Here is a 13758-nt window from a genome sequence, read left to right as displayed (position 1 = left end):
GCACTCACCGTCCGCTCCCCACCCCGGAGGACCACTCCCCCATGGCCGACCTCAATCGCCGCCGGTTCCTGCAACTGGCAGGCGGCACCGCCGCGTTCACGATGCTGTCCGAGAGCATCGCCCGCGCCGCCTCCATACCCGCGCAGGGCGCGACCGGCACGATCCAGGACATCGAGCACATCGTGGTGCTGATGCAGGAGAATCGTTCCTTCGACCACTATTTCGGTGCGATGAAGGGCGTACGGGGCTTCGGCGACCCGCGCCCCGTGACGCTGCCCAGCGGCAAGTCCGTCTGGAACCAGTCGGACGGCTCCAAGGTGACCCTGCCCTTCCGGCCGACCAGCGACAAGCTCGGCATGGAGTACCTCCAGGGCCTCAACCACGACTGGGCGGGCGGCCAGAGCGCCTTCAACAAGGGCCGGTACGACAACTGGGTGCCCGCGAAGACCAAGGCCACCATGGCCCACCTCACGCGTGAGGACATCCCGTTCCACTACGCCCTGGCCGACGCGTTCACGATCTGCGACGCGTACCACTGCTCGTTCATCGGCTCGACCGACCCGAACCGCTACTACATGTGGACCGGCCACACCGGCAACGACGGCACCGGCGGCGGCCCGGTGCTCAACAACGCCGAGGCGGGCTACGGCTGGACCACCTACCCCGAGCGCCTGCAGTCGGCGGGCGTCTCCTGGAAGATCTACCAGGACATCGGCGACGGCCTGAACGCCGCCGGCTCGTGGGGCTGGATCAACGACGCCTTCCGCGGAAACTACGGCGACAACTCCCTGCTGTACTTCAACAGCTACCGCAACGCCCAGCCCGGCAACCCGCTCTACGACAAGGCCCGTACGGGCACGAACGCCAAGGCGGGCGAGGGCTACTTCGACGTCCTGCGCGCCGACGTGCAGGCCGGCCGGCTGCCCCAGGTCTCCTGGATCGCCGCACCCGAGGCCTTCTCGGAGCACGCGAACTGGCCGTCGAACTACGGCGCCTGGTACATCGCGCAGGTCCTGGACGCGCTGACCTCGAACCCGGACGTGTGGGCGAAGACGGCCCTGTTCATCACGTACGACGAGAACGACGGCTTCTTCGACCACGTGGTCCCGCCGTACGTGCCCGGATCGGCCGCCCAGGGCCTGTCCACGGTCGCGACGACGCTGGACTACTTCCCCGGCAAGACGGGCTACACGGCGGGCCCGTACGGCCTCGGCCCGCGCGTCCCCATGCTCGTGGTCTCCCCCTGGTCGACCGGCGGCTACACCTGCTCGGAGACCTTCGACCACACGTCGATCATCCGCTTCATGGAGACCCGCTTCGGCGTCCGCGAGCCGCAGATCTCCCCCTGGCGCCGGGCCATCTGCGGCGACCTGACCTCGGCGTTCGACTTCGGCCGTACCCAGACCCAGCCGGCCGCCCTTCCGTCCACCGCCGGCTACTACCCGCCGGACCGGGACCGCCACCCCGACTTCCTGGCGACGGCCCCGGCCGTGGGCTCGATGCCCCGCCAGGAGCCGGGCGCGAAGCCCACCCGCCCGCTGAAGTACGCCCCGTACGTGGACGGCGCGGCCGACACGACCGCGGGCACCTTCCGCCTCACCTTCAGCGGCGGCCCGTCGGCGGGCGCCCAGTTCTACATCACGTCGGCGAACCGCACGGACGCCCCGTGGACGTACACCACCGAGGCCGGCAAGACGATCTCGGACACCTGGAACACGAAGTACAGCAAGACCCTCACGGACCTCACGGTCCACGGCCCCAACGGCTTCCTGCGCCGCTTCCGCTCCCCCGGCAAGACGGCCGTCCCGGAGATCCAGGCCCGTCACAACGCGACGACGGGCGACCTGGACCTGACGCTGACGAACAACACCGCCTCGTCGGCGACCCTCACGATCACCAACGCGTACGGCGGCACCCCGCAGACGCTGACCTTGGCCAAGGGCGCCACGACCACCCACACGGTGTCCCTGACGACCTCGTCCCGCTGGTACGACGTGAGCGTCACGTCCTCGTCGAACGCGGACTACCTCCGCCGCCTGGCGGGCCACGTGGAGACGGGCGCGGCGGGCGTGACGGACCCGGCGATCCTGACGTATTGAGCCGGCTCGGCCGGGGGTGGGGGGGGGGGGCCGGCCCCCCCCCCCCCCCCCCCCCCCCCCCCCCCCCCCCCCCCCCCCCCGGGGGGGGGGGGGGGGGGGCGCCCCCCCCCCCCCCCCACCCCCGGCCCCACTCTCCGCCCACCCGCGCCGGGGCCCCGTTGGGTCACCCGACCGGCAGGGGGACGGGGGCGTCCGGGCCGGCATCGCCCCGGCGGCACCGGGCCGGTACGTCCTGGAGATCAAGGCCGGCGACGAGCGGCCTCCGGGTCGACACCACGTACCACCTCACCGTGACCCGGCCCTGAGCCCCCGGAGCGGATGAGTACGCGCACTCATGTGCTCCCGCCCGCCGTGGGATTGGCTGGCGCCATGCCGATGAACGATCCCGACGCGCCGGTGACCGGGGGCTGGATCGCCCCGCTCGTCTCGACCCTGGTCACCGTCCCCATGGGCCTCCTGGCCCTCTTCTTCGCCGGGCTGTCCCCGATGGCCTGCGACTCCTGCGACGAGGCCGAAGCCGACCGCTTCGACGCGAGCTTCGCCGTGGCCTTCCCGCTCCTCGGAGTGGGCCTGCTCGTCGCCCTGACCCTCCTGATCACCAGCTGGGCCCTCCCCCGCCGCACCCGCAACCAGGCCCGCCGCGCCGGCTTCGCCCTGGCCGCGCCCCTGACGGTGGTCCTCACGACGGTGCTCTTCGCCGCCCTCCTCGACACGCCCTGACCGCGTCACCGAAGGGACCGCCAAGGGCGCGGACCACTGCGGAGGGCACCATGCACTCTCCGCCCCTGGCCCCTGTTCACCCGACGCTCGCGGTCAGCCGGCTCGTCACCGCGCGCCGGTCTCCGGTTCGGGCCGGGGCAGCTCGTCCAGGTCGAGGGTGAAGGTACGCCCGTCGGCCAGGTCGACGGGGAGCTTGCCGGTGCCGTACCGGTGCGTGTGCGCCGCGATGTAGCCGGTCCCGGTGGGCTGGGTGTGGACGACGACCTCTGCCGCGTACGGGTCCACCACCAGGTAGACGGGGATGCCGTAGCGGCCGTACTTGGCGGTGCAGTCGTCGTAGTCCTTGCGAGCGGAGGAGACGGATACCACCTCCGCGATCAGCAGGACGTCCTCGAAGCTGTAGCGCTTGCCCTGCTTCTGCGCCTCTTCGCGCAGGATCGCGAGATCGGGGGCGGAGTTCTCGTCTGCCGGGAAGTCGAGGTACACGTCGGAGGTCACCTTCGCGTGACGTCCCAGAGCGAGCGTGTCGATCTGCAAGGAGCGGATCGTGCTGGAGTGCTCCAGGCTCCGCGGGGTCATGATCACCTTCCCGTCGGCACCGAAGAAGACGGTGTATCCCTCGGGGAACTCGGTGCGCATGATCGCCTCGACGCTCATCAGCGGCTCCTTCCCGTCGCTTCCCAATACGATCGACAAGCGTCAACAGCGGGCCTCATCGGCGCCCCGGACGTATCTGGGTTCCGGGGCCGATATCCGGAGGGGAGCGCTGTCGAGGCGGACGCCCGCTTCTCCTCACCGACGGTGAATGCCCTGACGGCGGCGCCGGGCACCTGGTGGTCAGCTCCCGGCGGGTGCCTGGTCGGCGGGGGGCGAAAGCGGTGCGCTGGAGCCGCGGACCACCAGACGGGTGGGGACCATGACGGTCCGGGCGCGGGTGCGGTCGCCGTCCAGGCGGGCGAGGGCGGTCCTGGCCGCCGCCTCGCCGATGGCCGCCGGGTCCTGGGCCACGACGGTCAGGGCCGGTTCGAGGACGTCGGCGAGCGGGAGGTCGTCGAAGGTGACCAGGGCGACGTCCTTGCGCCCCGCGCGGGTGAGCTGGGCGATGACTCCGAGGGCCATCATGTTGTTCGCCGCGAACAGGGCGGTGGGCGGGTTCGGCAGGCCGAGCAGTGCGGTGGTCTCGGCGGCGGCCCCGTCCGCGCTGTGGGCTCCGGTGACCAGAGCCCGGTCGTAGGGCAGGTCGGCCTCGGCGAGCGCCGAGCGGTAACCGGCGAGTCGCTCGCGCCGGGTGTAAAGCCTGGCGGGGAGGTCTCCGATGAAGCCGATACGGCGGTGGCCACGGGCGATGAGATGGGTGACGCCCTCGTGGACGCCGGCCTGGTTGGAGCTGACGACGCAGTCGGCGGACAGCCCGACTCCCGGCCGGTCGAGGAACACCACCGGCAGGCCGGCCGCGCGCGCCGCCTTCAGATGGCTGTGATCGGCTCCGAACGCGGGGACGACCATGAGCATGCTGACGCGCCGGGCGAGGAAGGTCTGGATCAACGCCCTTTCCCGGTCCGGGTCTTCGGCCGACGAGCCCATGAGCAAGGTGAGCCCCCGGCTGCGTACGAGGTCCTCCACGCCGCCGGCGACGGTGCCGAAGAAGGGGTTGCCGAGGTCGGGCACGACCAGGCCGACGGTGGTGTCGGGGCCGCCGACGCGGATGTTGCGGGCCATCAGGTTCGGCTGGAAGCCGAGCTTCGCGACCGCGGCGAGCACGCGCTCGCGGGTCTCCGGGGAACTGGGCCCGTCCTCGTTGAGTACCCGGGAGACCGTCTTGGCACTGACGCCCACTTCCCTGGCGACATCGGCCAGCGTGGGGCGGCGGTTCGCGGCCATGTACCACCGTTCCTGTGCGTTCGCCGGGCCCGGCCCCCGCGCGGGGCCGGGCCCGCTGTCTGAGCGTGCGGCAACCCTGTGGTCCGCGGCGTGGCCCGCGGCGACTCAGTGGGCGGACACGCCTGCCGCCTCGGCGGCAGCCGCGTCGGACACGACCGTACCTCCATCGTCGCTCACCCTGAGCGCCCCCGTCATGATGGCGACGACCTCCGCCATGGAATGGTCGGACGGCTTGATCAGCGCCTCCCGGCGGCCGAGCCGGTGGATGTGGATCCGGTCGGCGATCTCGAAGACATGGGGCATGTTGTGGCTGATCAGGACGACGGGCATGCCCTTGTCGCGGACCCGGCGGATCAGGTCGAGGACCTGCCCCGACTCCTTGACGCCGAGGGCGGCGGTGGGCTCGTCCATCACGACGACGCTCTTGGCCCAGGCGACGGACCGCGCGACCGCCACCGCCTGGCGCTGACCGCCGGAGAGTGTCTCCACCGGCTGCGTCAGCGACCGGAGTCCGATCTTGAGGTCGGCCATGTGGGCCGCCGCCTCCTGCCGCATGCGCTTCTTGTCGAGCATGCGCAGCGCGTTGCCGAGGAAGCCCGGCCGGCGCAGCTCGCGCCCGAGGAACATGTTGGAGGCGATGTCCATGGAGGCGGCTACGGCCAGGTCCTGATAGACGGTCTCGATGCCGTGCTGCCGGGCGCTCTGCGGCCCGGTGAAGCGGATGGGTTCGCCGTTCAGCCGGATCTCGCCCTCGTCGGGGGTGAGCGCGCCGGTGAGGGCTTTGATCAGGCTGGTCTTGCCGGCGCCGTTGTCGCCGATGACGGCGAGGACCTCGCCGGGCAGCAGGTCGAAGTCGGCGCCGTCGATGGCGGTGACATGGCCGTACCGCTTGACCAGGCCGCGGGCCTGGAGCACGGGTGTGACGTCGGCAGTGGTCATCGTGCCTTCCTCCGGGAGATCTGGTCGACGGTCACGGCCAGGATCACCAGCACGCCGGTGATCAGGGTCTGGTAGATGGAGGCGACGCCCATGAGCTGGAGGCCGTTGCGGAACACACCGACGATGAGGACGCCGATGAAGGTGCCGAGGACGGAGCCGCGCCCGCCGAAGAGACTGGTGCCGCCGAGGACGACGGCGGTGATGCTGTCCAGGTTGTCGGTCTGGCCCGCCTGCGGGTCGCCGACGCCGGTGCGGGAGATCAGGAGCAGCGCGGCGATGCCGTACACGGCTCCGGCCAGGGCGTAGAGGCCGATCGTCAGCCGGGAGGTGCGGATGCCGTTGAGGCGGGCGGCCTCGGGGCTGTTGCCGAGCGCGTACACGTGCCGGCCCCAGGACGTGCCGCTCAGCGCGTAGGCGAAGAGCAGGAACAGGGCGATCGTCACGAGCGAGCCGTAGGTGATGTCGGTGTTGCCGAGCGGGAAGGTCTCACCGAGGGCGGTCAACGGCGCCGGGAGGTCGGTGATCGTCTGCTCGGCCGAGTAGACGTGGGTCAGGGCGAAGGCCACGTTCAGCATGCCGAGGGTGACGATGAACGGCGGGAGCGGGATCAGCTGCACCAGCAGGCCGTTGACCAGGCCGAAGGCCGCACTGACGAGCAGGCCGAGAGTGATCGCGACGAGTGGTGGCAGGCCGCCCTCGGCAGCCGTCTTGGCGATGACGATGCTGCCGAACGCCATGACGGCACCGCACGAGAGGTCGATGCCGGCGGTGAGGATGATCAGGGTCTGACCGATGGCCAGCGTGCCGACGACCATGACCTGCTGGACGATCAGCGAGAAGTTGCCGCCGGAGAGGAACTGCTCGGTCGTCAGGGAGAAGAAGACGCAGGCCAGCAGCAGGGCCACGAGTGGGCCGGTGGTCGGTGTGGCGAGCAGCCGGCGGACCGTGCTCGGTCCTTTCAGCTGGTCGTAGGGCAGGGTGGTGGCAGTCATGGTGGTCCTTGCCGGTGGTCGGTGGTCGGCGGAGCGGGTTCGTCAGGGGTACGAGCCGGTGCCGGGCCGTGTGCACGGCCCGGCTGCCGCGAGGGAGGCGTCCGGGTTTCGCGGCGCCCGGAGCGCACCGGGGCTCACCCCCAGCACTTCCCCAGGCCGTATTCGGTGTCCTTGGCCTCGACCCCGGGCTTGGCCGCGTCGGTGATGAGCGTGACGCCGGTGTCGGTGTAGCCGGAGGCCTTCTTGCCGCCCTTGGCGAATGCGGCGACCGCCTTGACGCCCTGGGACGCCATCTCCAGCGGGTACTGCTGCGAGGTCGCCGCGATCTTGCCGTCCTTGACGGCGTGCGTGCCGGTGCAGCCGCCGTCGACGGAGACGACCAGCACCTTCTTCTCCAGGCCCTTGGCCTTGAGCGCGGTGTAGGCGCCCAGCGCGGCCGGTTCGTTGATCGTGTAGACGACGTTGACGTCCGGGGACTTCTGGAGGCAGTTCTCCATCGCCGTCTGGCCCTTGGCCTGGTCGCCGCCGGTGTCCTGCATGCAGACGACCGACGGGTCTCCCTCCGCGATGCCGAAGCCCTTGAGGAAGCCCTGGTGGCGCTGCACGCCCACCGCGACACCGGGTGCGAGGTCCAGGGTGGCGATCTTCGCCTCCTTGCCGGCCATGGCCGCCTTGGCGTACCGGCCGATGAGCTCGCCCGCCTTGACGTTGTCGGTGGCGAACAGGGCGTCGGTGGCGTCCTGCGGCTCGGTCGGGCTGTCGAGCGCGATGACCAGGACGCCCTTGGCGCGCGCCTTCTCGAGGGCGGGGACGATCGCCTTGGAGTCGTTGGGCGTGATGAGGATGCCCTTCACCCCGGAGTTGACCATGTTCTCGATCGCGGTGACCTGACCCGCGTTGTCGCCGTCGAACTTGCCGGCCGCGCTGACGAGTTCGACGCCGTTGTCCTTCGCGGCCTGCTCGGCGCCCTCCTTCATCTTCACGAAGAACGGGTTCGTGTCCGTCTTGGTGATCAGCCCGACCTTGGTTCCCCCGCCGCCGGACCCGCCCTGCGCACCGGAGCCGCAGGCCGTCAGGGTCAGCGCCGAGACGGTGGCGAGAACGGTGAATCCGACGGAGGCGCGGAGGGTGCGGTTTCTGCGAAGCATGCTGATCTCCTGCTGGACGAGGGCGGGGGAGGGGGTGTCAGCGTTGACAGATGTCATCGTTGACACCGCTTGCGGAGGATGATGAACTCCGTCACCCGGAAACGTCAATGCCCTGGCGCCGTCACAAATCCGCAACACCGCCCGCACCGCCTCACACCCCGTCTGGAGAGAACGAGTCATGCGCCTGCCTCTGGTCACCGTCCTCGGTGAATGCGTCGCGGACGCCTTCACCGTCCCCGCACCCACGCCGGGCGAGCTCGCCCTGCGGGTCCTGCCGGGCGGCGGCCCGGCGAACACGGCCGTAGCGCTCGCCCGCCTGGGCACTCCCGCCCGCTTCCTGGCGCGACTGTCCGACGACGTGTTCGGCCGCCTGTTCCGCGACCATCTGGAAGCCTCGGGTGTCGATCTCACCGCAGCCGTACGCGCACCGGAGCCCAGCACACTGGCCGTCGCCGAGCTCGACGGACGTGGCCAGGCCGCGTACTCCTTCCACGCCCAGGGCACCGCCGACTGGCAGTGGACGGCGGCCGAACTCGCCGCGGCGGACCTCGGTTCCACGACCTGCCTGCACTCGGGCTCCCTGACCCTGGTGCGCGAGCCCGGCGGCACGGCCGTGGAGGACTTCCTCGCTCGCGCCTCCGCCACGGCCACGATCTCCGTCGACCCGAACGTCCGCCCGCTGCTCGTGGCGCCGGAGGTCTACCGTGAACGCCTGCCGCGCTGGTGCGCCCTCGCGGACCTCCTCCGGCTGAGCGAGGACGACCTGGGTCTGCTGCTCCCCGACCACACGATCGAGCGCGCCTGCGACGCCTGGCACGCCGCGGGCGTCCCGCTCGTCGTGATCACCCGCGGGGAACGCGGCGCGGTCGCCTCGCTGAACGGCGAGCGGGCCGCCGTGCCGGCACCCCCGACCGAGGTCGTCGACACCGTCGGCGCGGGCGACTCCTTCACCGCGGGACTCCTGCACCATCTCGGAGCCAAGGGGCTCCTGGGCGGGCGACTGACGGACCTTCGGGTCGACGACGTCTTCGACGCCTGCGTGTTCGCCTCCCAGGTGGCGGCGCTGACCTGCGGCGTCACCGGGCCGAACCCGCCGTGGGCCCGCCAGTTGCGGCTGCAGGCACCCGCGCTCGGGCACGCCGCCGGCTGAACCGACGGCCCGAACGAACCCGGCCCAGCCATTGACGCGCCGCCCGGAGCCCGCACATCATCACTCCCCAGCGGGTGTCATCGCTGTCACATGTCAGCGATGACATACCGCTTCCGGGTCGACCCCACCGCCCGGCACTGCGAATCCCCCGGCGTCGTACCGCCGCAGCGGACGCGGACCCGACGCCGCCTCCCCCAGTGCAGGAGAAACCATGAGCCGATCCCCCGCCCGCCGTCGTGTCCCGCTGCGCCTCGTCGCCGCCGCGGCCGCGACCTGCGCGCTCACCGTCACCTCCGTCGCCCCTCAGGCGACGGCGGAGGCCGGCCGGCCGTACACGGAGACGTACCGCCCCCAGTTCCACTTCAGCCCCGCGAAGAACTGGATGAACGACCCCAACGGACTGGTCTGGTTCAAGGGTGAGTACCACCTCTTCTACCAGTACAACCCGAGTGGAAACACCTGGGGCAACATGTCCTGGGGTCACGCCGTCAGCAAGGATCTCGTGCACTGGCGGGAACTCCCCCTCGCCATCCCGCACGACGACGACGAGATGGTCTTCTCCGGCAGCGCCGTCGTCGACCACGACAACACCACGGGGTTCGGCACCAGGGAGAACCCCGCCATGGTGGCCGTCTACACCAGCCACTACAAGGACGGCGGCAAGCAGGCCCAGTCCCTGGCATACAGCACCGACCGCGGCCGCACCTGGACGAAGTACGCCGGAAACCCCGTGCTCGACATCGGCTCGAAGGAGTTCCGCGACCCCAAGGTCCAGTGGTACGCGCCCACCGGAAGCTGGCTGATGACGGTGTCGCTGTCCACCGAGCACAAGGTCCGGTTCTACTCCTCCAAGGACCTCAAGAACTGGACGCATCTGAGCGACTTCGGCCCGCAGAACGCGGTGGGCGGGGTCTGGGAGTGCCCGGACCTGTTCCCTCTGCCCGTCGACGGCGATCCCCAGCGCGTCAAGTGGGTGCTCGTCGTCAACATCAACCCCGGTGGCATCGCCGGTGGTTCGGCCGCCCAGTACTTCGTGGGCGACTTCGACGGCAAGCGGTTCACGCCCGACGACGACGGCTCCTACACGCCTCCGCCGGGAGTGACGGTGCAGGACTTCGAAGGGGCCGACTACGGCACCTGGCGGACGACCGGCACCGCCTTCGGTGACGGACCGGTCCCCGCCCCCGAGCCCGGGACGTCGGGCACGAGCGGGGTCGAGGGCGGGGGACTCGTCGACAGCTTCCACGGCGGAGACGCCGAGACCGGCACCCTCACCTCACCGCCCTTCACCGTCGCCGGCCCGTACCTCAACTTCAAGGTGGCCGGCGGCCGTCACCCGCACGTCCCCGGCTCGGTGACGGGCGACTCCCCCACACCCGAGGGAGAGGTTCTCGCCGCCTTCGAGCAGGACACGTACGGCTCCTGGACCACCACGGGCACCGCCTTCGGCGACGGCCCCGCACCCGGCACCCTGCCCGGACAGAACCCTGTGACCGGCCAGGACGGCGACGGCCTGGTGAACAGCTTCCTCGGCGGCGACGCGACCACGGGCACCCTCGCCTCCCCCGAGTTCACCCTCAGCGCGAAGCACCTCAACCTCCTCATCGGCGGCGGCAACCACCCCTCCGGATCCGAGGCGCCCACCGCCGTCCGGCTCGTCGTCGACGGCAGGACCGTACGCAGCGCCACCGGCACCGACTCGGAGGAGCTCAACTGGGTCTCATGGGACCTCGGCGACCTCGCCGGCCGGACCGCGCACATCGAGGTCGTCGACCAGAACACCGGCGGCTGGGGACACATCCTGCTCGACCAGGTCATGCTGTCCGACACCCCGGCGCGCCCCCGGTCGACCGAGACAGCCGTCAACCTCCTCGTCGACGGCGAGGTCGTGCAGAGCGAGACCGGCACGGACAGCGGCAGCCTGGACTGGGCCTCCTTCGACCTCCGCGCCTACCAGGGCAGGCAGGCCACCATCCAGATCGTCGACATGAACAGGGCCGGGTGGGGCCACGTCATGGCCGACCACTTCGTCGTCGCCGACCAGCCGGCCGTCCCGAGCGTACGACGGGCTTCCTGGGTCGACCACGGCAAGGACTACTACGCGGCCGTCTCCTGGGAGAACGCCCCCGACGGCAGGCGCCGCATGATCGGCTGGATGAACAACTGGCAGTACGGCAACTCCGTCCCCACCTCCCCCTGGCGCAGCGCGCAGAGCATTCCGCGCGAGATGGCGCTGCGCACCGTGAACGGCCGGCTCCGGCTCACTCAGCAGCCCGTCGCCGGCGTGGAGTCGCTCCGCGGCCCCTCGGTCAGCGTGCGCGGCATCAGCGTCGCGGACGGCTCCGTACCGCTGGCAGCGGGCCGGGCCGACGGCAAGGCGCTCGACATCCGGGCCACGTTCACCCTCGGTGATGCCAGGCGCTTCGGCTTCAAGGTGCGCACGGGCGAAGGCCAGGAGACCGTCGTCGGCTACGACACCCGGACCCGGGAGCTGTACGTCGACCGAACGCGTTCGGGGGCGGTGGACTTCCACAGCGACTTCCCCGGCGTCCAGCGCGCACCGCTGACGGCCAGGGACGGCAAGGTCGAGCTCAGGATCCTGGTCGACTGGTCCTCGGTCGAGGTGTTCGGCGGCGAGGGCGAGGCCGTGATCACGGACCAGATCTTCCCCAGCCCGGACAGCGACGGCGTCCGGCTCTTCGCCGAAGGCGGCACCGCCCGCCTGGACGACGCCAAGGTCTGGCAGGTGCGGTCGTACCGCGACTGACCTGCGTCGGTCCGCCGACGGTGCGGAGGCGGGGGTACCGCTCCCCGGAGGCCCGCCTCCGCACCGTTCCGCCATGCCGGCATCGCCGGTGACATACAGGAGACAGGACATGAGGAAGACGCTGCTGGCCGAGTTCACCGCGCGCCCCGGAAGCGAGGAACGCGTCGCCGAGCTGGTCAGGGAGTACTCCGCCCGCGTCCGCGAAGAGCCCGGGAACCTGGTGTTCGAGGCGTACACCAAGGAATCCAGCGCCCTGGCGTACCGGATCTTCGAGGTGTACGCCGACGAGGAGGCCTTCCAGGCCCACTTGGCGGCACCCTACGGCCTGCCGTTCAACGCGGCGCTCCAGCCGCTGATCGAGGAGAGGGAGTCCGTGCTCACCTTCCTGAGCCCGCTCGGCCGATGAACGGGCTCGGTTTTGGGTGCGGTCTGGCTTCACACCCACGTTCCGCCCACAACCCCAGGTCAAGAGGACCGGGGCCCGGGGACGGACGGCCAGGTTGGCGGCCGGCCGCGGCCGTGGGAGCCGGACTGGGCCTCGAAGGTCCGCGCGCTCCCGGCCCGGGCGTTCAGCCTGATCCCCGACCGGATCGGGGACGGCACGCGGGTGAAGAAGGCCGGTGCCACGTCGCAGGCCGGGATCATCGGGGGGCGCGAAGGTGCCGTTCGCGTCGACGGACGAACTGATCGCGTCCGGGTTCGGGGACAAGCCGATGTGGACCGTCCCCGACCGGGCCTGAGACGCGCTTCCGGCCCGGTTCGCGGACGGCACCCTGCTCAAGGCGCCTGGCTCGTCGACGGTTTGGCGGATGCTCGACGGCAGGAAGGCCGAGATCACCGATCCGGCCGGGGCCGTGTGGGTCGTTCCCCAGCGCGTTCTGGACGCCATTCCACGAGGCTGACCCTCACAGGCGGCATGGCGGGGCGGGGAAGGTGTTGCTTCCCCGCCCCGCTTCGCCGGATCCTCGTTCCGCGTCTCCGCCCGGCGCGAGCCGGCCCGGACCGGTCGCCAGGGGGCTGGGGGCGCGGCTGGAGCGCGGCATGTGACGCGCGGGCCACGGCCGCCGATGGGCCGGACGGGGGAATCGAACGCGCCGCGTGACCCGCGTCCGGCCTTTGTCCGAACAGGTGTGATTTCCTGTCGGGGACGGATCGCCAGGGTCCTTCGCGCTCGCGGCGCGAATCGTCCGACCAGGAAAAGCCCCTGGTCAGATCGATTCTGCTACACCAGTGCTGTGGTGGGGCGGGTGGGACTCGAACCCACGGCCGACGGATTATGAGTCCGCTGCTCTAACCGGCTGAGCTACCGCCCCGAACACCACGGCGCGTACAAGTGTGCGCGCCGTCTGCCGCAGCATAGCCGCTCATACGATCTCCTGCTCCGGATGGTCGGCCACGCTCGATCAAGAAGACTCCGGGAGCGCGCGGCCGGTTCCACCGGAAACGAAAAAGGACCCCGAAGGGTCCTCTTCCGTATGGCTCCCCCGACTGGACTCGAACCAGTAACCCTCCGGTTAACAGCCGAATGCTCTGCCAATTGAGCTACAGGGGATCGCGCTCCCCCGACTGGACTCGAACCAGTAACCTGCCGGTTAACAGCCGGCTGCTCTGCCAATTGAGCTACAGGGGATTGCTGCGTTGCGACGAACGGTCCTCCCTCCGGCCTTGCCGGGGGGCGATCGCTCGCTGCGAGACATAGATTAGCGCAAGCAGGGGGGTGCTCCGCCAATCGGTATCCCCAGAGCGCTCCACGGAAGGATCGAAGCGTGCGCAAGCTGATCTTCATCGGCGGCCTTGCCCTCGGTTTCGTCATCGGGACGCGGGCCGGTCGAGAGTGGTACGAGCGGATGAAGAAGGGGGCCCAGCGGGTCGCCGAGAACCCCGCCGTGCGCAACGCGGCCGAGTCCGCCGCCCAGTCCGGACGGCAGGCGGCCGGCAAGGCGATGCACGCCGTCGGGGAACAGGCGACCCGGATCAAGGCCCGGCGCGACCACAACGGGCAGTACGGCCCCGCCGGCCGGTACGAGGAGGACTGGGGCACCAGCAACACCTGACCCGCCAC

The 13758-nt window shown here is 70.8% G+C and carries 11 protein-coding genes and 3 tRNA genes; 6 read left to right on the top strand and 8 right to left on the bottom strand.

Annotation, left to right across the window (positions count from 1 at the left end):
- Positions 1 to 41 precede the first annotated feature (41 nt).
- Both ACIRQF_RS32605 and ACIRQF_RS32600 read left to right on the top strand, forming a co-directional pair.
- A complete protein-coding gene (locus tag ACIRQF_RS32605; protein WP_404097825.1) occupies positions 42 to 2099 on the top strand; it encodes a phosphocholine-specific phospholipase C in 2058 nt (685 codons plus the stop codon).
- 369 nt (positions 2100 to 2468) lie between these two features.
- Positions 2469 to 2819, top strand: coding sequence for a hypothetical protein (locus tag ACIRQF_RS32600; RefSeq protein WP_404097823.1), 351 nt, complete (start codon positions 2469 to 2471; stop codon positions 2817 to 2819).
- A 105-nt stretch (positions 2820 to 2924) separates the two neighbouring features.
- Here ACIRQF_RS32600 and ACIRQF_RS32595 read toward each other — a convergent pair whose 3' ends face one another.
- The 5 genes from ACIRQF_RS32595 to ACIRQF_RS32575 form a co-directional block, all read right to left on the bottom strand.
- A complete protein-coding gene (locus ACIRQF_RS32595) occupies positions 2925 to 3476 on the bottom strand; it encodes a Uma2 family endonuclease (protein WP_404097820.1) in 552 nt (183 codons plus the stop codon).
- 180 nt (positions 3477 to 3656) lie between these two features.
- Positions 3657 to 4700 carry a LacI family DNA-binding transcriptional regulator gene (locus ACIRQF_RS32590; protein WP_389749964.1) on the bottom strand — a complete coding sequence of 348 codons (1044 nt, stop codon included), beginning with the start codon at positions 4698 to 4700 and terminating at the stop codon, positions 3657 to 3659.
- A gap of 105 nt (positions 4701 to 4805) precedes the next feature.
- A complete protein-coding gene (locus tag ACIRQF_RS32585) occupies positions 4806 to 5639 on the bottom strand; it encodes an ATP-binding cassette domain-containing protein (RefSeq protein WP_376630162.1) in 834 nt (277 codons plus the stop codon).
- On the bottom strand, positions 5636 to 6631 hold the full coding sequence (locus ACIRQF_RS32580; RefSeq protein ID WP_382479964.1) for an ABC transporter permease: 996 nt from the start codon (positions 6629 to 6631) through the stop codon (positions 5636 to 5638). Before ACIRQF_RS32580 ends, ACIRQF_RS32585 begins: the two co-directional genes overlap by 4 nt.
- 134 nt (positions 6632 to 6765) lie before the next feature.
- A complete protein-coding gene (locus tag ACIRQF_RS32575) occupies positions 6766 to 7779 on the bottom strand; it encodes a sugar ABC transporter substrate-binding protein (RefSeq protein WP_376630672.1) in 1014 nt (337 codons plus the stop codon).
- 178 nt (positions 7780 to 7957) lie between these two features.
- Between ACIRQF_RS32575 and ACIRQF_RS32570 the strand changes: the two genes are divergently transcribed.
- The 3 genes from ACIRQF_RS32570 (at position 7958) to ACIRQF_RS32560 (ending at position 12102) form a co-directional block, all read left to right on the top strand.
- Positions 7958 to 8929 (top strand): carbohydrate kinase, encoded by a 972-nt coding sequence (locus ACIRQF_RS32570; RefSeq protein ID WP_404097815.1) that lies wholly within the window; start codon positions 7958 to 7960, stop codon positions 8927 to 8929.
- Positions 8930 to 9140: 211 nt separating this feature from the next.
- Entirely contained in the window at positions 9141 to 11696 is a 2556-nt protein-coding gene (locus ACIRQF_RS32565; protein WP_404097812.1) for a GH32 C-terminal domain-containing protein, read from the top strand.
- 109 nt (positions 11697 to 11805) lie between these two features.
- On the top strand, positions 11806 to 12102 hold the full coding sequence (locus ACIRQF_RS32560; RefSeq protein ID WP_404097810.1) for a putative quinol monooxygenase: 297 nt from the start codon (positions 11806 to 11808) through the stop codon (positions 12100 to 12102).
- A gap of 830 nt (positions 12103 to 12932) precedes the next feature.
- On the opposite strand, the gene ACIRQF_RS32555 is transcribed toward ACIRQF_RS32560, so the two are convergent.
- The 3 genes from ACIRQF_RS32555 to ACIRQF_RS32545 form a co-directional block, all read right to left on the bottom strand.
- A tRNA-Ile gene (locus ACIRQF_RS32555) sits at positions 12933 to 13009 on the bottom strand.
- A gap of 163 nt (positions 13010 to 13172) precedes the next feature.
- A tRNA-Asn gene (locus ACIRQF_RS32550) sits at positions 13173 to 13248 on the bottom strand.
- Positions 13249 to 13253: 5 nt separating this feature from the next.
- Positions 13254 to 13326 (bottom strand) — tRNA-Asn (locus tag ACIRQF_RS32545).
- 136 nt (positions 13327 to 13462) lie between these two features.
- Here ACIRQF_RS32545 and ACIRQF_RS32540 point away from each other — a divergent pair.
- Entirely contained in the window at positions 13463 to 13750 is a 288-nt protein-coding gene (locus ACIRQF_RS32540) for a YtxH domain-containing protein (protein ID WP_376630175.1), read from the top strand.
- The last annotated feature ends 8 nt before the right edge of the window (positions 13751 to 13758 follow it).

Origin of the sequence: Streptomyces sp. NPDC101191 (genome assembly GCF_044767915.1) — a bacterium.
Lineage (GTDB): Bacteria > Actinomycetota > Actinomycetes > Streptomycetales > Streptomycetaceae > Streptomyces.
The sequence above is the reverse complement of the archived record's forward strand: the minus strand, read 5'-3'. Positions and strand labels throughout refer to the sequence as shown.

Bases quoted from the DNA above. Each gene is read 5' to 3' on its own strand.
- ACIRQF_RS32560 (WP_404097810.1), top strand. From the start codon at position 11,806: ATGAGGAAGACGCTGCTGGCCGAGTTCACCGCGCGCCCCGGAAGCGAG.
- ACIRQF_RS32570 (WP_404097815.1), top strand. From the start codon at position 7,958: ATGCGCCTGCCTCTGGTCACCGTCCTCGGTGAATGCGTCGCGGACGCC.
- ACIRQF_RS32575 (WP_376630672.1), bottom strand. From the start codon at position 7,779: ATGCTTCGCAGAAACCGCACCCTCCGCGCCTCCGTCGGATTCACCGTT.
- ACIRQF_RS32565 (WP_404097812.1), top strand. From the start codon at position 9,141: ATGAGCCGATCCCCCGCCCGCCGTCGTGTCCCGCTGCGCCTCGTCGCC.
- ACIRQF_RS32585 (WP_376630162.1), bottom strand. From the start codon at position 5,639: ATGACCACTGCCGACGTCACACCCGTGCTCCAGGCCCGCGGCCTGGTC.
- ACIRQF_RS32595 (WP_404097820.1), bottom strand. From the start codon at position 3,476: ATGAGCGTCGAGGCGATCATGCGCACCGAGTTCCCCGAGGGATACACC.
- ACIRQF_RS32605 (WP_404097825.1), top strand. From the start codon at position 42: ATGGCCGACCTCAATCGCCGCCGGTTCCTGCAACTGGCAGGCGGCACC.
- ACIRQF_RS32590 (WP_389749964.1), bottom strand. From the start codon at position 4,700: ATGGCCGCGAACCGCCGCCCCACGCTGGCCGATGTCGCCAGGGAAGTG.
- ACIRQF_RS32580 (WP_382479964.1), bottom strand. From the start codon at position 6,631: ATGACTGCCACCACCCTGCCCTACGACCAGCTGAAAGGACCGAGCACG.
- ACIRQF_RS32600 (WP_404097823.1), top strand. From the start codon at position 2,469: ATGCCGATGAACGATCCCGACGCGCCGGTGACCGGGGGCTGGATCGCC.